A 16914-nucleotide genomic window follows, 5' to 3' on the forward strand; every position below is an offset into this window, starting at 1 on the left:
CGACGTCGGCCACGAAAGCGTTAGGAGGTCATCGATGACTCAAACCAACAGCGGTGTCGAGTCGCCGCCCGCGGATTCGCCGCCCGAGGAGCACGACCCGCCCGAATCTGAACGCTCCGTTCTGGCCACGGCGCCGCTGGCGCAGGCCGCTCTGGGGCTCGCTGCGACGGCGGTCGGAGTGGTGGCATTCATCAACGCGTCCGGGCTGCCGATGTTCGGTAAGCACGGCGTGCCCGGCCCAGGGATGTTTCCGACCGCGCTGTCGGTCGCGGTGCTGGGACTCGGTCTGGCGCTGGTGGCGACGTCGATCGTGCGCCGCATCCGGCAAGGCCCCGCACCTGCCGGCCAACTGGCCGGCGTCGGACGCCAGTTCCTGCGCGCGGGAAGCGTATGGCTGGGATTGACGGTGAGCATTCCGTTGATGAATCTGTTCGGATTCGTGCCTGCGACCATCCTGCTGATCGCCTACCTGATACTTGTCATCGAGCGCATCCGCAGTATGAAAGCCGTTCTGGTGATCGTGCTGGTGCCGGTGCTGGCCTATGCACTGTTCGTGCTCGTGCTGGGCGTCGAACTGCCGACTTCTGCACTGTTCGAGGGCAATTGAGGCCCCAGCGTGGCGCCATGGCGGCGTCGCGGAAAGGGAGATGATGGACGCGCTGCACAATCTGCTGTCCGGGTTCGGTTCGGCGTTCACCCCGATGAACCTGTGCTGGGTGGCCGTCGGTGTGGTGATCGGAACGTTGGTCGGCATCCTGCCCGGTCTCGGTCCGCCCGCCACGCTCGCGATCCTGTTGCCGGTGACCACCAGCCTGCCCCCGACCACCGGGCTGATCATGATGGCGGGTATCTATCACGGCGCCAAGTTCGCGGGCGCGACCACCTCGATCCTGCTGAACATCCCTGGCGAAACCTCTTCGGTCGTATTGTGTCTGGACGGACACCCCCTCGCGCGCAAAGGACGGGCAGGACCCGCGATGGGCATGTCGGCGATCGCCGGCTTCATCGCGAGCACGTTCGGTGTCATCGCGTTGACCTTCACCGCCCCCTTCGTCGCGCACGTGGCCCTCGGCTTCGGCCCGCCGGAATACGCCGCGCTGATGGCCTTCGGTCTTCTGCTGGTGATCCTGATGGCGAGCGACTCGCCGTTGAAGGGGTTCCTGGCGATGGCCATCGGGTTGTTGATCTCGACGATCGGCATCGACATCTTCACCGGCCAGCAGCGACTGACCTTCGGGATGCCTGCGCTGTACGACGGCATCGAGTTCATCGCGATCAGCGTCGGCCTGTTCGCGGTGGGTGAGGTGCTGCTCAACGCCGAGAAGAAGATGAGCACACCGCTGTTCATGGTGCCGAAGGGCATTCGGAACCTGCTGCCCACGAGGCAGGATCTCAAGCAGTCGCGGCTGGCGATCGCGATGGGATCGGTCTTCGGGTTCTTCATCGGGGCGCTGCCTGGCGGCGGCTCCACGGTGGCGTCTTTCCTGTCGTACGCATTGGTGAAGCGAACCTCGAAGAATCCGGAGCGTTTTGGTAAGGGCGCTATCGAGGGTGTCGCCGGGCCGGAGGCCGCCAACAACTCCGAATCCGGCGGCGCGATGATTCCGCTGCTGTCACTGGGGCTGCCCGGCACCGCCAGCACGGCGGTGATGCTGGCGGCGCTGCTGCTCTACGGGCTGCAACCCGGTCCGCTGTTGTTCACCGATCACCCCGAGATCGGTTGGCCGGTGATCGCCAGCCTGTACATCGGCAACGTCATGCTGCTGATCCTGAATCTGCCGATGATCCCGGTGTGGGTGAGGATCCTCAAGATCCCGTACTGGGCGCTGTATCCCGCGATCCTGGTGCTCGCCGCCGTCGGTGTGTACAGCGTGCGCAGCTCGATGACCGACGTGTACTTGATGGCGTTCTTCGGTCTGCTCGGCTACCTGTTCGGCAAGCTCGGCGTGCCGGCGGCGCCACTGTTGATGGCGTTCGTGCTCGGGCCGATGGCCGAGAACGCGGTGCGGCAATCACTGGTGCTGTCCGACAACGATCCGTTGATCTTCGTGGAACGGCCGATCTCGGCGACCATCTTCGCCGCCGCGATCGTCGTGGGGCTGGCGCTGCTGATCACCGGCCGCCGCCGAAAGGCGTTGCAGAGCAGGGTTCTTTCCGCCGAACCAGCCGAACTCGTCGGGACGTAGGAGCAATGATGGAAGCGACGCAGTTCTCCCGTCGAAGCATGCTGATCGGCGGTATGGCGGCCACGTTCACTCTGGCCGGGTGCGGCCTTCAGCGCGCAGGCCTGCAGAACGGGGTACCCAGCCGGACGCAGGTCGTGGTGCACACCGGCCCGGGTGGCGGCAGTGACGTATTCGCCCGCCAGGTCATCAAGTTGATGCAGACCGACAAGCTGATCGACAGCGCATGGCCGGTGCGCAACCAGACGGAGGGATCGGGCATCGGTGCGATGTCCTATGTCAGGGGCCGCAAGGGCCGCTCCGACACCATCGCCGCGGTGACGCCGACGTGGTTGGTGACACCGCTCACCCTGTCCGGCACGTCGGTGTCGATCTCCGAACTGCAACCCATCGCCGCGCTGCTCGTCGAACCGCAGATCGTCGCCGTTCGCGCCGATTCGCCCTATCACACCGTCAAGGAATTCGTCGCCGATGCCCAACGCAGACCCGACGGATTGGTGCAGGTCGGCGGCTCGATCACCGCGACGGACTCGCTGACGGGAAAAGCGTTGCAGGCGAAGACGAATACCAGTTGGAAGTTCCTGTCGTTCGCCGACAGCGGCCAGCGCATCGGGGCGCTGTTGCGCAACGACGCGCAGATGATGATCGGGGCTACCACCGATTTCCTCGATCAGGTCAAGGTGGGCGCACTGCGGTTGATCGCCACCGTGGCCGACCGCAACGTGTCCGCGTTCCCCGAGCTGACGTCGATCAAGGAACAAGGGGTGGACGTCGGGCCGCTGCCCGAGGAGTTCCGCGGTTTCGTCGGCCCGCCGGGGATGCCGCGGCAGGCGCTCGCGTACTACCAGGACCGATTCCGCACGCTGGTGAGCGCGCCCGGCTGGAATGATTTCGTGGACCAAACTGGTTCTGTCACAGAATTTCTGGACGCAGAAAAGTTCGGTCCTTTCCTGAAACAGCAGAACGACGCGGTGGCGGCACTGGTCAGCAGCATCGGCTTGGCGGACCAATGACGGCCGTGACGGAACGGGTCGGCGGTTTGACCAGCAGGCTGGCGGATTTTGCCGCGTCGCTGCGGTTCGCCGACCTGCCCGCCAACGTCGTCCACGAGGCCAAACGCGCGCTGATCGACCACATCGGGGTCGCGATGGCGGCCGCCGAGCATCCCGCGGTGCACGCGATGGTGCGGGTGTCACAACGCGCGGCGGGCCCAGGCGCGCACACCGTCATCGGTCGAACAGAGCAGCCGCCGATGGCATTCGCGGCGCTGATCAACGGTTTCGCCGCGCACCTTCTCGACTACGACGACACCTTCAATCCCGGCGACACCACGGTGCACGGCAGCGCGCCGGTTTGGCCCGCGCTGTTCACCCTGGCCGAACGTGAACCGATCTCGGGTGCCGACGTGTTGACGGCATTCGTGGCGGGCTTCGAGACCGAGTGTCGAGTCGGCAGGGCTGCCGGCGACGCTCACTACGAAATCGGCTGGCACGTCACAGGAACGGTGGGCCACCTGGGGGCCGCCGCTGCGGCGGGCCGGGTGCTCGGGTTGACGCCGCCCGTGCTGAGTCAAGCGCTCGGCAGCGCAGGCACCCAGTCCGCCGGCCTGAAGGCGGTCTACGGCAGTGACGGCAAGGCGCTTCACGCAGGCAAGGCGGCGATGGACGGCCTACTCGCGGCGATCATGGCCGACGAGGGCATCACCTCATGTGTCGACATCATCGAAGGCACCCGGGGATTCCTCGACGTGATGTCCACCCGCGCTGACCCGGACAAGCTCGTCGCCGAATTGGGCACCCAGTGGAATCTGTTGGCGAACGGCTACAAGGCCTACCCGAGCGGCTCGCTCACGCACCCGGCCGTGGATGTGGTGTTGGCGCTGCGCGCCGAACACGGGTTCAGCGCAAGCGATGTCGTCGGGGTGCAGGCCGTGGTGAACTCCAAAGCCGCCACGGTGACCGGAAAGGTGAACCCACGCACCGGTTTGGAAGCCAAGTTCAGCATCACGCATGCTGTTGCGGTAGCGCTGGCCTCAGCGCGGCCGCGGTTGGATCACTTCACCGACGCGGCGGCCAGCGACCCCGAAATCTGTTCTCTCCGTGGACTTGTCGAGGTGCGCGCTGACAACTCTGTCGGGAAGCGGGCCGCCATGGTGACCGTGAAGCTGTCCGATGGCCGGTCACTGGCCGGTCGCGTCGACAACAACATCGGCACACCGGGCAACCCGCTGACAGACGCGGAGCTGGCCGCGAAGTTCACCGACAACACCGCCCCGCTGATCGGTACGGCGGGAGCAGCCGAATTGTTGACGATGTGTTGGAACGTCGAAAGTGTGGAGGATTTCTCAGATTTGGTGCACATGACGGGTATTCGGTCGTGAGCGGTGTCGCCGTCGTCACCGGCGGCGCCCGAAACCTGGGGCGGGCGATCGTGCTGGCGCTCGCCAGGGCCGGCCACGACGTCGTCGTCAACGCGCGCGCAGACGTCGAGGGCGCCGAGAAGGTCGCCGCCGAGGCTCGCGAGATCGGCGTGCGGGCAATGCACGCCATGGCTGACGTCGCAGTACCCGAACAGGTCGCGCGGATGTTCGCCGCCGCCGAGGAACTGGGACCGCTGCGGGTACTGGTCAACAATGCCGCCGTGCGCACCCGCGTCTGCGCCTACGACGTCACCGCCGCGGATTGGGAGGTGGCCCGCAGGGTGACCCTCGACGGTGCGATGCACTGCGTGTTCGAGGCGCTGCCCCGGCTCCGGTCCGCGGGAGGCGGCGCGATCGTCTCGGTCATCGGCGGCAACGCGCTGCGCGGAGACCCGCATCGGTTTCACGTGTCGGCGGCCAAACACGGGCTCGTCGGCATGACGAAGGGGTTGGCGGCCGCGTGCGCGGCCGACGGCATCACCGTCAACGCCGTGTCGCCGAGCAATATGGAACCCGGCCCGGACGCGCCCGCGGGGGAGATCCAGTGCCGACGTGACGCGGTCGCCGCCGCCGTCGCGTTCCTGGCCTCGTCCTGCGGAGTCGACGTCACAGGTCAACTGATCGAGGTCGGCGCTCACCGATGACGCCGGGGAAAGACCAGGTCGCCGGTGGGCGGCATGCGCCGTCCAGCCAGGCCGGTAGCCTCTCTAGGTTGTGACTGCCCAACAGCCCGCAGCCTCAGGACGCATCCGCGTCGCAGTTGTCTACGGTGGGCGCAGCTCCGAACACGCCATCTCGTGCGTTTCCGCTGGCAGCATCCTGCGCAATCTGGACCCGCAGCGGTTCGAGGTGGTCGCCGTCGGCATCACCCCCGGCGGCTCGTGGATGCTGACCGATGCCCGTCCCGAGACGCTGGCCATCACCGACGGGCGCCTGCCGGAGGTCAGTGGGCAGTCGGGCACCGAACTGGCGTTACCGGCCGACCCCGGACGCGGCGGTCAACTGTTGTCGCTCGGGCAGGGCGGCGAGGTGCTCGCCGCCGTCGACGTCGTGTTTCCCGTGCTGCACGGCCCGTACGGCGAGGACGGCACCATCCAGGGCCTGCTCGAACTCGCCGGGGTGCCGTATGTCGGCGCGGGCGTGTTGGCAAGCGCCACCGGCATGGACAAGGAATTCACCAAGAAGCTGATGATGGCGGAGGGCCTGCCGGTCGGCGATCACGTCGTGCTGCGGCCGCGACAGGACACCGTCGAACTCGACGATCGCGAACGGCTCGGCCTGCCGGTGTTCGTCAAACCCGCGCGAGGCGGATCGTCGATCGGCGTCAGCCGGGTGACCGCATGGGACCAGCTGCCCGCCGCTATCGAGTTGGCCCGCAGACACGACCCGAAGGTGATTGTCGAGGCGGCGATTCCAGGACGCGAATTGGAGTGCGGCGTACTGGAATTCCCCGACGGCCGGATCGAGGCGAGCACCGTCGGCGAGATCCGGGTCGCCGGTGTGCGCGGCCGCGAGGACGGGTTCTACGACTTCGAGACCAAATATCTCGACGACGCCGCCGAACTCGACGTGCCGGCCAAGATCGACGATGGAGTCGCAAATGCCGTGCAGCAGTTGGCCATTCGTGCCTTCAACGCCGTCGACTGTCAGGGGTTGGCTCGCGTCGACTTCTTCCTGACCGACGACGGGCCGGTGATCAACGAGATCAACACGATGCCCGGCTTCACGACCATCTCGATGTACCCGCGGATGTGGGCGGCAAGCGGTGTCGACTACCCGACGCTGCTTGCGACCATGGTGGAAACCGCGCTCGAGCGCGGGACTGGACTGCGCTAGCCCACCGGCGCGGGATCAATCTTCCTGACGGGCAACGCTTTCGCGATGACATCCGACACCTCTTGAATAGGTGTGGGCCCGGACCCCTGCGGCAACGTCAATGCGACATACACGGCCCGGTCCACCGCCAACCAGGTGCTGCGGCCTTCGCCGGTGAGCTGGAACCACTGCACCTCGTCGACCACCTGCAAGGCCGACCCGACGACGAACTCGGCGGGCCGGTCCAGACCGCACCGCAGGATGACCGGCTCGTCGCCCGACGTCCAGGCCGCCGTGCCAGGGGGCGCAGGCTGGACCACGGGCGTCCGATGGTAGTCACCCAGCTGTTGCGGAAGCGCGTCGAGCAGCGTCTTGCAGTCGGCGCTGTCGGCTTGCGGTGCCGGCACGGGGGGAATGGGCACCGCTTGCTGCTCGGGCGGCGACTGTCGCAGCGCGGCGACGACGAGAATCGCGATGATCGCCCCGGCCGCGACGACTACCGCGGCGATGAGTAAGGCCTTCGGGGGTCCGTCGCGGGTCTCGGCGTTCACCGCCCAAACTCTAGGGGGCCGCTGGACCGGCGATCGGGCAGGTCAGGGTGCGGGTGATGCCGGCGACCTGCTGCACCTTGGGCACCACGTTGGCCTGCAGATCCGGCAGGTTGTCGGCGCCGACGCGGACCACCACGTCGTACGGTCCGGTGACGTATTCCGAGGACAACACGCCCGGCAGGCCGGCGATCTGCTTGGCGACGACCTCGGCGCGGCCCACCTCGGTCTGGATCAGCATGAAAGCCTCGACCACCCGCTGTGCCCTCCGTTTCGCTGCATAGACTCCTGGCCGCAGGGCCCAAACGTACCGCAGCCCGGGGAAGGTGACATGGCGAGCGACGAGGCCGACACATTGGCTGGGGTAGGCGAGTTCGCCGTGATCGACCGGCTGGTCACCAACCGGGACCAGCCCGCCGCGGTGGTGCTGGGGCCGGGTGACGATGCCGCGGTGGTGGTCGCCGGCGACGGCAGGACGGTGGTGTCCACCGACATGCTCGTCGAAGGGCGGCACTTCCGCTTGGACTGGTCCACACCGCACGACGTCGGCCGCAAGGCGATCGCACAGAACGCCGCCGACATCGAGGCGATGGGGGCCCGGCCCACCGCTTTCGTCGTCGCGTTCGGTGCGCCCGCCGACACGCCGACGGCCATGGCGCTCCAGCTGGCGGACGGGATGTGGCACGAGGCCGGTTTGTTCGGCGCCGGAATCGTCGGCGGTGATCTGGTCAGCGCGCCGCACTGGGTGATCTCGGTGACGGTGCTGGGCGACCTGGGCGGGCGCGACCCGGTGCGCCGCGGCGGCGCGCGGCCAGGTGACACCGTGGCCGTCGCGGGGGAACTCGGCCGGTCGGCCGCCGGATATGCGTTGTGGCGCAAGGGAATTGATCGGTTCGAGTCGCTGCGCCGCCGGCACCTGACCCCGGCGCCGCCGTACGGACAGGGGCGCATTGCGGCCGAGGCGGGCGCCACCGCGATGACCGATGTGTCTGACGGCTTGATCGCGGATCTGGGGCATGTGGCCGCGGCCTCGCAGGTGGGCATCGACGTGTCGAGCGCGGCGCTGTCCGCCGACCGTGACGCGTTGACCGATGCGGCCGGGGCAGCTGCGGAGGACGCGTTGGCGTGGGTGCTCGGAGGCGGCGAGGACCACGCGCTGGTCGCGACGTTCCCCAGTGCGCCGCCCACCGGGTGGCGGCCGATCGGCCGGGTGGTCGAGGGACCTGCACGGGTGCTGGTCGACGGCGACACGTGGGCCGGAAATCCCGGTTGGCAGTCGTTCTGACCGGCATCGCCCGCTAGGTTGGCTACCCGTGACTGCACGTCCCCTGCATGAACTCGTCGAAGCTGGTTGGGCCGCCGCGCTGGAGCCGGTGAGCGCGCAGATCACTGCGATGGGGGAGTTTCTGCGCGCCGAGATCGCCGCAGGCAACCGCTATCTGCCCGCAGGGCCGAACGTGTTGCGCGCCTTCACGTTTCCGTTCGACCAGGTGCGGGTGCTGATCGTCGGACAGGATCCCTACCCGACGCCGGGGCACGCGGTGGGGTTGAGCTTCTCGGTGGCGCCCGATGTGCGACCGCTGCCGCGCAGCCTGGACAACATCTTCGCCGAATACGGTAAGGATCTAGGGTTCCCGCCGCCTGCCACCGGCGACCTGTCGCCGTGGGCCGAGCGGGGCGTGATGCTGCTGAACAGGGTCCTGACGGTGCGTCCGGGAAACCCGGCGTCACATCGCGGCAAGGGCTGGGAGGCCGTGACCGAATGCGCGATTCGCGCGCTGGTGGCGCGCAAGCAACCGTTGGTGGCGGTGCTGTGGGGACGCGACGCGTCGACGCTGAAGCCGTGGCTGGAGGGCGAGGACTGTGTGTCGATCGAATCGCCGCATCCGTCGCCGCTGTCGGCGTCACGCGGATTCTTCGGATCGCGACCGTTCAGCCGGGCCAACGAACTACTGGAGAAGATGGGCGCCGACCCGATCGACTGGCGCCTCCCCTAGGGGCGGGCTCAACCCCGCACGAGCAGACCTGCAGGCCCCGACACGCCGGGCGGTTTCAGCCGCGGGAGACCTTGCCTGCCTTGATGCAGGAGGTGCACACGTTCACACGCTTCTTGTTGCCGCCTGGGTGCGTCACCGCGCGGACGGTCTGGATGTTCGGGTCCCAGCGACGGCTGGTCCGGCGATGGGAGTGCGACACCGACTTGCCGAAGCCGGGGCCTTTTCCGCAGATCTCGCAGACGGCAGCCATATCTAGAACTCCTCGAATCAGTACTTGGGGTCTGGGCCTATCGCCGAAAACCGGCGTGGGTGATCCCGACAACCTGACCAGGATACCGGCCCGACCAGGGAACACCAAAAACGCATCCACCGGCACCAACGTTGCGCCGGGGCTGTCAGCCAAGGTAGCTAGGCTGGCGCGCGGGCGCCACATTTGATGGAGGTTTGCGGATGTCGGCTCGGCGGCTCGATGCCTCCGCGCTACGGGACTGGGCGCATGCCGCCGTCGGCGACCTGATTTCGCACACCGACGAGATCAACCGGCTCAACGTATTCCCGGTCGCTGACGCCGATACCGGGACAAACATGCTGTTCACGATGCGTTCGGCGTGGGCGCAGGCCGATACGCACGCCGACAGTGACGACGTCGTGGCGGTCGCCGCGGCGCTGGCCGCAGGTGCGCTGCACGGCGCCAGGGGCAACTCCGGGGTCATCCTGTCCCAGATCCTGCGGGGCCTCGCCGACGTCGTCACCTCGGTCGCGGCCGACCGCGGCGCGCTGGCCGACGTCGACGGCCACATCTTCGGGGCCGCCCTGCGGCACGCGGTCGGTCTGGTGGTCGCGTCGATGGGCGAACCCGTGCCCGGCACCATCGTCTCGGTGCTGCAGGAAGCGGCGGGCGCCGCGGAACATGCCGGCGGCGACGGCGCCGATCTCGCCGAGGTGGTGTCGGCGGCCGCCGACGCCGCGGCCGTCGCACTCGACAAGACGACGACGCAACTCGATGTGCTGGCCGAGGCCGGCGTGGTGGACGCCGGTGGTCGCGGGCTGCTGGTACTGCTTGACGCGATGAGCAGGACCCTGACCGGGCGGGCGCCGCAGCGACACGAATACGTGCCGTCGCCGCCCACGGCCACCGTCACGACGGCCACCGCCGCCGCGCCGCAGTTCGAGGTGATGTACCTACTGAACGGCTGCGACGCCCGCGGCGTCGAGACGCTCCGCGAGCGGCTGGATCAGCTGGGCGAATCCGTGGCCATCGCCGCGTCGGCAGGCGGGGACGGCCACTACTCGGTGCATGTGCATGCCGACGACGCGGGCGCCGCCGTGGAAGCGGCGCTGTCGGTCGGGAGTCCGAGCCGCATCCAGATCACCTCACTGTCGGTCGGTTCCACCGCGCGGTCTGCCGGTGGGTGGAGCCGCGAACGTGCGGTGCTCGCGGTCGTCGACGGCGACGGCGCCGCGGATCTGTTCTCAGGCGAGGGCGCGCACGTGCTGCGGCAGGAACCCGACGCGCCGGTGAGGGCCAAGCAGCTGCTGCACGCGCTGGTCAACACCGGCGCCGCGCAGATCATGGTGCTGCCCAATGGGTACGTCGCCGCCGAAGAACTCGTCGCGGGATGCACCGCGGCGATCGGCTGGGGCATCGACGTCGTCCCGGTGCCCGCCGGGTCGATGGTGCAGGGGCTGGCCGCGCTCGCGGTGCACGACGCCGAGCGGCAGGCCGTCGACGACGGCTACACCATGGCGCGCGCCGCCGCGGGCGCCCGGCACGGTTCGGTGCGGGTGGCCACCGAGGAGGCGCTGACGTGGGCGGGCACCTGTAAACCGGGCGATGGGTTGGCCATCGCGGGCGACGAGGTGCTGATCGTCGGCGCCGATATCACCGAGGCCGCCGCAGGCCTGATCGACCTGCTGCTGGCGTCGGGCGGCGAACTGGTGACCGTGCTGACGGGCGTGGGCGTCGACGGCAGTGTCGGCGATGCGCTGCAGCAGCACGCGCACCGCAGGCATCCGGGCACCGAACTGGTCGCCTATCACACGGACCACCGCGGCGACGCGTTGCTGATCGGGGTGGAGTAGCCGTGGCCACGCTGACTGATCGGCTGGAGTATGTCCTCGGCAAGAAGGCCGCAGGACCGCTGGAAGAGCATTTTGGCATCCGCACGGTCAACGATCTGCTGCGGCATTACCCGCGCAAGTACAGCGACGGGTTGACGGTGCTCGACGAGTTCGAGGAACTCGAAGAGGGTGACCACGTCACGTTCGTCGACGTCATCACCAAGGCCGAGGTCAAGTGGACCAACCGCACGCCCAAGCGGGAGTACCTCGTCGTGACAATCGGTGACCGGCGCCCCAAAGTGACAGCGACATTCTTCAACGCCAGATTCCTCAAGAAACAACTCGTCAAGGACACCCGGCTGATGCTCTCCGGCGAAGTCGGGTACTTCAAGGGCACACTGCAGCTCACGCATCCGGCGTTCTACGTTCTCGAATCACCCACTGGCGGCAGGAGTATCGGCACCAAGTCGCTGCGGACCATCGCCGACGCATCGGGTGCCAGCGGCGACGACGTGCTGTCGGTGTTCGAGCGGGAGTTCTTCCCGATCTACCCGGCCAACAGCAAGGTTCAGAGCTGGGACATCTACGCGTGCGTGCGACAGGTGCTCGCCGTGCTCGACCCCATCGACGAGCCGCTGCCGAAATCCATTCTGCAGCAACGGAATCTGATATCAGAAGACGAGGCGTTGCGCGCCATCCACACTGCGGAGAACGCCTTGGAGCGCGAGCGCGCCGAAGCGCGACTGACCTTCGACGAAGCGGTCGGGTTGCAGTGGGCTTTGGTGGAACGGCGGCACGGTGAACTGGGCGAAACCGGTCCCGTCGCCGACCCTGTCAGCGACGGACTGCTCAGCGCGATGCGTGAGCGGATGCCGTTCGAATTGACGCAGGGCCAAACCGAAGTGCTCGAGGTGCTGTCGGCGGAAATGTCGGCCAACCGACCGATGAACCGCATGCTGCAGGGGGAGGTCGGTTCGGGCAAGACCATCGTGTCTGTGCTCGCCATGCTGCAGATGGTCGACGCGGGATACCAGTGCGCGCTGTTGGCGCCGACGGAAGTCCTTGCCGCTCAACATGCCCGGTCGATCCGCGACGTGCTCGGCCCGTTGGCGATGGCCGGCCAGTTGGGTGGTGCCGACCGCGCCACCCGCGTCGCGCTGTTGACCGGGTCGATGTCGGCGCCGCAGAAGCGGGCAGTCCGCGACGAGATCGCGGCGGGGGAGGCCGGCATCGTGATCGGGACGCACGCGCTCCTGCAGGAGGCGGTGGAGTTCCAGCGGTTGGGCATGGTGGTCGTCGACGAGCAGCACCGGTTCGGGGTGGAGCAACGGGATCGGTTGCGCGCCAAGGCTCCCGAGGGTTTGACGCCGCACCTGCTGGTGATGACAGCGACGCCGATTCCACGCACCGTTGCGTTGACCTACTTCGGTGATCTCGAAACGTCGACATTGCGTGAGTTGCCGCGCGGACGCCAGCCGATCGCGACCAACGCCATCTTCGTCAGGGAGAAGCCCGCGTGGCTGGAACGGGCGTGGCAGCGGGTCATCGAAGAAGTGCGCGCGGGTCGGCAGGCCTACGTGGTGGCATCGCGTATCGACGACAGCGACAAGCCCGCGAAGAACGAGCAGGGGCCGCCCGCCACCACGGTGGTCAAGTTGTTCGACCAACTGCGTCATGGCCAACTGTCCGGACTTCGCCTCGGCTTGATGCACGGCCGACTGCCCAGCGACGAGAAGGACGCCGTGATGGCAGACTTCCGGGCAGGCAACATCGATGTGCTGGTCTGCACCACCGTCATCGAAGTGGGCGTGGATGTGCCGAACGCGACGGTGATGGTGGTCGTCGACGCCGACCGGTTCGGCATCAGCCAACTGCACCAGCTTCGTGGCCGGATCGGCCGCGGCCAGCATCCGAGCCTGTGCCTGTTGGCCACCCAGCTGCCGGAAGGGTCGAAAGCCGGGGCCCGGCTGAAGGCGGTGGCGGGCACGTTGGACGGCTTCAAGCTCGCCGACCTCGACCTCGAGGAACGTCAGGAAGGAGATGTGTTGGGCTACAGCCAGTCCGGGCGGCCCATCACGCTGCGATTCCTGTCGCTGTCCAAGCATCTGGAGATCATTCTCGCCGCGCGCGAGTTCTGCTTGCAGTTCTACGAACAACAGCCGGCGCATCGTGGGATGGCGGTGCTGGCAGCGCCGTTCACCAACGCCGACCGGGTCGAGTTCCTGGACAAGACGTGAGCCGGGGCAGGCTGGTCTGGCTGGCGCTCGTCGTCGCGTTGGCGGTGGTGGTCGCCGTCCAGACGGTGACGGCCACCGACCGGAGCCCGTTCGTCGCCGAGGCCGACATCCCCACCGTGGCACCGGGTGTCGACGTGCTTGCCGGCATCCTGGTCGTGCCGATACGGATCCGCAGCCACGACTACCGTCGCGACGCGTTCGGCGACTCCTGGACCGACGACAATCCCGCACCCGGCGGGCACAACGGCTGTGACACCCGCAACGACATCCTCGACCGCGATCTGATCGACAAGACGTACGTGTCGATCAAGCGGTGCCCCACCGCGGTCGCCACCGGCACGCTGCACGACCCGTACACCAGCGACACCATTGCGTTCACGCGTGGCGCGCAGGTCGGCGCGGCGGTGCAGATCGACCACATCGTCCCGTTGGCGTTGGCGTGGGACCTCGGCGCCCGCACCTGGACCCCGGACGTGCGGTTGCGCTTCGCCAACGATCCCGCGAATCTGCTTGCCGTCGAAGGGCAGACCAACCAGGACAAGGGCGACAAAGAACCGGCGGTGTGGATGCCGCCGAACATCGCGTTTCGTTGCCAGTACGCGATGCAGTTCATCGCGGTGTTGCGCGGCTACGCACTGCCGATCGATGCGCCGTCGGCGCAGGCGCTGCGGGCGGCCGCGGACACCTGCCCCAAGGGCTGAGTTCCGTCTGCTCGCCGGGGGCCAACGACTACGGCACCTTGGGTTTGACCTCCTCGATCACCCACTGCAGGTAGTCCAGGTAGGCGTCGACGTCGGGCACCGGCGGAATCGGCACACCGGTGATCGTGACACCCAACTCGGAGAAGTAGCCGAGTTGGTCGATGATCTCGTCGACGCTCATGCCCGGCCGCTGGGTGGGGTCGTCGACGACCACGTGACCCTCACCGATCTGCGAGACGCCGAGGCCGTACAGCACCTCGAACGGCCTGCCGTCATAGCCGGGTTGCGACTTGATGAAGTCGAGCTTCGCGGGAATCTCGGCGGGCGGCGTCAGCCACGGGAACCACCCCGACGCATACTTGGCCGCTCGTTTCAGCATCGGCTCGGCGTCACCGCCGATCCAGATCGGCACATGCGGCTTCTGAATCGGCTTCGGTTCGAACGTCACGTCCTTGAAAGAGACGTACCTGCCGTCGAATTCCGGGGTATCGCTGGTCCACAACTCGACGATCGCGGCGAGGTACTCGTCGGCCATCCGGCCTCGCTCGTGAAACGGCACGCCCAGGACCTTGAATTCCTCGGCGTCCCAACCCACCCCGAACGTGACACCGATTCGACCGTTGCTCATCCAGTCGGCGGTGGAGATGGCCTTGGCCATCACCACCGGGTGCTGCACCGGCAACAGTGTGACGCTGGAGACGAGCCGAATCCGTTGCGTCGCACCGGCCAGGAACGCCTGCGCGACGGTGGAGTGGAAGTAGTGCGGGCCGGACAGGTCGACGTGTGAGTTCGACACCACGAAGTGTTCCGGGATCGGGATCATGTCGAATCCGAGTTCCTCCGCGCGCCTTGCGACCCTGATCTGATCGGCGCCTGTGACGTCGGCCTCGAAGGGTTGCGACAGCGCCATGACACGGGCGGTGTTGGGCATCGTCAAAGAAAACTTCATGGCGCACTGTGCCTTTCGATAGACGACACCTCGACAGCCAATCGGCCTGCCTTCTTGCGGGGGAGGTGTCCGGCCTCGGCCATCCAGCGGATGGTGTCGGTGAACGTGTCGTCGACACAGCGGAACCGCAGGCCCGACGCCGCCAGGAAGCGGCTGGAATCCGCAGGCGGCCACTGCGTGTTGATGGCCATCGCTTCGGCGGAGATCTGAGTGTCGAAGGGCACCAACGTTTTCACCCCATCCGCGGCTACGCCGACCGCGCGCAGCACCCGCGGAGAAACGCGGGGACTGAACAGCCGCCTGCCCAGCACCGCCTCGAGGCGCCGCCGCAGATCGTCCCACGGATGGAAGTGGCCGCCGACGATATAGCGCGCGTCCTGGAAATCGGCCGCCGGCGGATGTTCCAGCAGCCACACGTGCGCCTCGGCGAGGTCGCGCACATCGACACACTGAAAGCCGGTGGTACTGCGCGGCAGCGCCTTTCCGACGCACATCGCCAACGCCCGGTTGGCCGCGCTCAGTTTGGGATCGTGAGGGCCGATGACGGCCGTCGGATAGGTGATCTGCAGCGGCGTGCCGCGGCGCTGGAATCCGCGGGCGACCACTTCGCTGTCACGCTTCGACCGTGCATAGGGATCACACACGTCGGCCAGCGGAGTGTCCTCATCGACGCGCGGTGCCCCGGGATGGAAGAACACCATGACGCTGGAGACGTAGACGACATTGCGGATGCCAGCTTCGCAGGCCGCGCTGAGCACCGCCGTGGTCCCGCCGACGTTGGTCTCGTACATCTCGCGCGCCCTGCGGGGGTCGACGGACACCGTTGCGGCGGTGTGCAAGACGGCGTCGCAACCGGTCATCGCGCGGGTCAGCGCGGCGGTGTCACCGAGACCGACGGTGACGCACCGCTCGATATGACGCCCGCGCGCATCGAACCAGGCGCGCGCGGCCTCCTCGTCGCGGACCAACAACCGCAATTCGTGGCCCGCCGCGACCAGCGCCAGCGCGCTGTGGGCGCCCACGAAACCCGTCGCTCCGGTGCAGAAGACCTTCATGCGGTGCCGATCCGTAAAGCTGTTTGGAGTGCCTCCTCAGCAATCGTGATGGCGCGCAGCAGCGCCGAATAGAGTAAGCGCGTACTCGTATTCGGGGCCGGGAAAACCGGTTACGTACCCGTGTAGGTCTCGGGGTCCGGACGGAAGCGGGTGCCGTCGTCGAGGCCGTTGAGCGTGGCCATCTGCTCCTCGGTCAATTCGAAGTCGAACACGTCGAGGTTCGACTTGATGCGCTCCGGGTTCGACGAGCGGGGAATGACCACGTTGCCGAGCTGGATGCTCCAGCGGATCAACACCTGTGCCGGAGTCTTGCCGTGGGCTTCCGCGACGCCGGCGATGGTCGGGTTGTCCAGCAGCTTGCCGACGCCCAGCGGACCGTAGGCCTCGGTCACGACGCCGTGTTCGGCGTTGATCCTGCGCAGCTCCGCCTGGTTGAGCAGCGGGTGCAATTCGATCTGGTTGACCGCCGGGGTGAAGAAGGACAGGTCGATGACGTTGGACAGGTGCTCTTCGTGGAAGTTGGCCACGCCGATCGACCGGACGTCGCCGTCCTCCCTGCACTTCATCATGCCGCCCCAGCTGTCGATGTACTTGCCCTGCTCGCCTGCCGGCCAATGGATCAGGTAGAGGTCGACGTAGTCCAGGCCGAGCCGCTCGAGGCTGGCCTTGAGCGCGTCCTGCGACGACTGGAAGCCCAGATCCGTGGTGGCCAATTTGGTGGTGACGAACACTTCCTCACGCGGCACGCCCGAGGAGGCGATGGCCCGGCCGACGGCTTCCTCGTTGCCGTAGGCCGCCGCGGTGTCGATGAGTCGGTAGCCGGCTTCCAACGCCGCCGTCACCGCCTGCTGGGTCTCGGACTCGGACAATTCACCGACCCCGAGGCCGATCACCGGGATCGTGTTGTCGTCGTTGAGCGTGACGGTGGGAATCGCAGCCGGCGTCATAA

17 protein-coding genes are annotated in these 16914 nt (G+C 67.4%); 11 read left to right on the forward strand and 6 right to left on the reverse strand.

The window, feature by feature from the left end:
• The first annotated feature begins 34 nt into the window (after positions 1 to 34).
• The 6 genes from A5724_RS13665 to A5724_RS13690 all read left to right on the forward strand — a co-directional run bounded on the left by A5724_RS13665 (position 35) and on the right by A5724_RS13690 (position 6438).
• Positions 35 to 607 carry a tripartite tricarboxylate transporter TctB family protein gene (locus A5724_RS13665; protein ID WP_067802254.1) on the forward strand — a complete coding sequence of 191 codons (573 nt, stop codon included), beginning with the start codon at positions 35 to 37 and terminating at the stop codon, positions 605 to 607.
• 43 nt (positions 608 to 650) lie between these two features.
• Positions 651 to 2186 carry a tripartite tricarboxylate transporter permease gene (locus A5724_RS13670; RefSeq protein ID WP_067802479.1) on the forward strand — a complete coding sequence of 512 codons (1536 nt, stop codon included), beginning with the start codon at positions 651 to 653 and terminating at the stop codon, positions 2184 to 2186.
• Positions 2187 to 2194: 8 nt separating this feature from the next.
• Complete coding sequence (locus A5724_RS13675; protein ID WP_197518647.1) at positions 2195 to 3196, forward strand: tripartite tricarboxylate transporter substrate binding protein; 1002 nt, start codon at positions 2195 to 2197, stop codon at positions 3194 to 3196.
• Positions 3193 to 4563, forward strand: coding sequence for an MmgE/PrpD family protein (locus A5724_RS13680; protein WP_067802261.1), 1371 nt, complete (start codon positions 3193 to 3195; stop codon positions 4561 to 4563). Before A5724_RS13675 ends, A5724_RS13680 begins: the two co-directional genes overlap by 4 nt.
• Complete coding sequence (locus A5724_RS13685; protein ID WP_067802264.1) at positions 4560 to 5246, forward strand: SDR family NAD(P)-dependent oxidoreductase; 687 nt, start codon at positions 4560 to 4562, stop codon at positions 5244 to 5246. Before A5724_RS13680 ends, A5724_RS13685 begins: the two co-directional genes overlap by 4 nt.
• A 70-nt stretch (positions 5247 to 5316) precedes the next feature.
• On the forward strand, positions 5317 to 6438 hold the full coding sequence (locus A5724_RS13690) for a D-alanine--D-alanine ligase family protein (RefSeq protein WP_067802268.1): 1122 nt from the start codon (positions 5317 to 5319) through the stop codon (positions 6436 to 6438).
• On the opposite strand, the gene A5724_RS13695 is transcribed toward A5724_RS13690, so the two are convergent.
• Both A5724_RS13695 and A5724_RS13700 read right to left on the reverse strand, forming a co-directional pair.
• Positions 6435 to 6968 carry a DUF3515 domain-containing protein gene (locus A5724_RS13695; RefSeq protein ID WP_067802271.1) on the reverse strand — a complete coding sequence of 178 codons (534 nt, stop codon included), beginning with the start codon at positions 6966 to 6968 and terminating at the stop codon, positions 6435 to 6437. The two genes, A5724_RS13690 and A5724_RS13695, sit on opposite strands and share 4 nt — an antisense overlap.
• Positions 6969 to 6978: 10 nt before the next feature.
• Positions 6979 to 7221 (reverse strand): Lrp/AsnC ligand binding domain-containing protein, encoded by a 243-nt coding sequence (locus A5724_RS13700; RefSeq protein WP_067802275.1) that lies wholly within the window; start codon positions 7219 to 7221, stop codon positions 6979 to 6981.
• A gap of 75 nt (positions 7222 to 7296) precedes the next feature.
• On the opposite strand from A5724_RS13700, the gene A5724_RS13705 reads away from it, so the two are divergent.
• Positions 7297 to 8250: a thiamine-phosphate kinase gene (locus A5724_RS13705; RefSeq protein ID WP_067802278.1), complete on the forward strand. Its 954-nt coding sequence runs from the start codon at positions 7297 to 7299 to the stop codon at positions 8248 to 8250.
• A gap of 28 nt (positions 8251 to 8278) precedes the next feature.
• On the forward strand, positions 8279 to 8962 hold the full coding sequence (locus A5724_RS13710; RefSeq protein WP_067802281.1) for a uracil-DNA glycosylase: 684 nt from the start codon (positions 8279 to 8281) through the stop codon (positions 8960 to 8962).
• Between the two features lie 55 nt (positions 8963 to 9017).
• Here A5724_RS13710 and rpmB read toward each other — a convergent pair whose 3' ends face one another.
• On the reverse strand, positions 9018 to 9212 hold the full coding sequence (gene rpmB, locus A5724_RS13715; protein WP_015306200.1) for a 50S ribosomal protein L28: 195 nt from the start codon (positions 9210 to 9212) through the stop codon (positions 9018 to 9020).
• 200 nt (positions 9213 to 9412) lie between these two features.
• Between rpmB and A5724_RS13720 the strand changes: the two genes are divergently transcribed.
• From A5724_RS13720 to A5724_RS13730, 3 genes are read left to right on the forward strand one after another with little or no spacing between them, the layout of a single operon-like run.
• Positions 9413 to 11044: a DAK2 domain-containing protein gene (locus A5724_RS13720; protein WP_067802284.1), complete on the forward strand. Its 1632-nt coding sequence runs from the start codon at positions 9413 to 9415 to the stop codon at positions 11042 to 11044.
• 2 nt (positions 11045 to 11046) lie between these two features.
• Positions 11047 to 13260 carry an ATP-dependent DNA helicase RecG gene (recG, locus tag A5724_RS13725; RefSeq protein ID WP_067802286.1) on the forward strand — a complete coding sequence of 738 codons (2214 nt, stop codon included), beginning with the start codon at positions 11047 to 11049 and terminating at the stop codon, positions 13258 to 13260.
• The gene (locus tag A5724_RS13730) at positions 13257 to 13961 is read left to right on the forward strand and encodes an HNH endonuclease family protein (RefSeq protein WP_067802289.1); all 705 of its coding nucleotides are present in this window, start codon (positions 13257 to 13259) and stop codon (positions 13959 to 13961) included. Before recG ends, A5724_RS13730 begins: the two co-directional genes overlap by 4 nt.
• A gap of 28 nt (positions 13962 to 13989) precedes the next feature.
• On the opposite strand, the gene A5724_RS13735 is transcribed toward A5724_RS13730, so the two are convergent.
• From A5724_RS13735 to A5724_RS13745, 3 genes are all read right to left on the reverse strand, one after another.
• The gene (locus tag A5724_RS13735; RefSeq protein WP_067802292.1) at positions 13990 to 14910 is read right to left on the reverse strand and encodes a TIGR03619 family F420-dependent LLM class oxidoreductase; all 921 of its coding nucleotides are present in this window, start codon (positions 14908 to 14910) and stop codon (positions 13990 to 13992) included.
• Positions 14907 to 15965 (reverse strand): NAD-dependent epimerase/dehydratase family protein, encoded by a 1059-nt coding sequence (locus A5724_RS13740; RefSeq protein WP_082965006.1) that lies wholly within the window; start codon positions 15963 to 15965, stop codon positions 14907 to 14909. Before A5724_RS13740 ends, A5724_RS13735 begins: the two co-directional genes overlap by 4 nt.
• 110 nt (positions 15966 to 16075) lie before the next feature.
• Complete coding sequence (locus A5724_RS13745; RefSeq protein ID WP_067802295.1) at positions 16076 to 16912, reverse strand: aldo/keto reductase; 837 nt, start codon at positions 16910 to 16912, stop codon at positions 16076 to 16078.
• Positions 16913 to 16914 lie beyond the last annotated feature (2 nt).

Source organism: Mycobacterium sp. ACS1612 (genome assembly GCF_001667505.1).
Classification (GTDB): domain Bacteria; phylum Actinomycetota; class Actinomycetes; order Mycobacteriales; family Mycobacteriaceae; genus Mycobacterium.

What these genes read in the sequence shown, in the direction of transcription:
- A5724_RS13720 (WP_067802284.1), top strand. Translation starts at nt 9,413, where the DNA reads ATGTCGGCTCGGCGGCTCGATGCCTCCGCGCTACGGGACTGGGCGCAT.
- A5724_RS13735 (WP_067802292.1), bottom strand. Translation starts at nt 14,910, where the DNA reads ATGAAGTTTTCTTTGACGATGCCCAACACCGCCCGTGTCATGGCGCTG.
- A5724_RS13675 (WP_197518647.1), top strand. Translation starts at nt 2,195, where the DNA reads ATGGAAGCGACGCAGTTCTCCCGTCGAAGCATGCTGATCGGCGGTATG.
- A5724_RS13740 (WP_082965006.1), bottom strand. Translation starts at nt 15,965, where the DNA reads ATGAAGGTCTTCTGCACCGGAGCGACGGGTTTCGTGGGCGCCCACAGC.
- A5724_RS13745 (WP_067802295.1), bottom strand. Translation starts at nt 16,912, where the DNA reads ATGACGCCGGCTGCGATTCCCACCGTCACGCTCAACGACGACAACACG.
- rpmB (WP_015306200.1), bottom strand. Translation starts at nt 9,212, where the DNA reads ATGGCTGCCGTCTGCGAGATCTGCGGAAAAGGCCCCGGCTTCGGCAAG.
- A5724_RS13665 (WP_067802254.1), top strand. Translation starts at nt 35, where the DNA reads ATGACTCAAACCAACAGCGGTGTCGAGTCGCCGCCCGCGGATTCGCCG.
- A5724_RS13705 (WP_067802278.1), top strand. Translation starts at nt 7,297, where the DNA reads ATGGCGAGCGACGAGGCCGACACATTGGCTGGGGTAGGCGAGTTCGCC.
- A5724_RS13680 (WP_067802261.1), top strand. Translation starts at nt 3,193, where the DNA reads ATGACGGCCGTGACGGAACGGGTCGGCGGTTTGACCAGCAGGCTGGCG.
- A5724_RS13670 (WP_067802479.1), top strand. Translation starts at nt 651, where the DNA reads ATGGACGCGCTGCACAATCTGCTGTCCGGGTTCGGTTCGGCGTTCACC.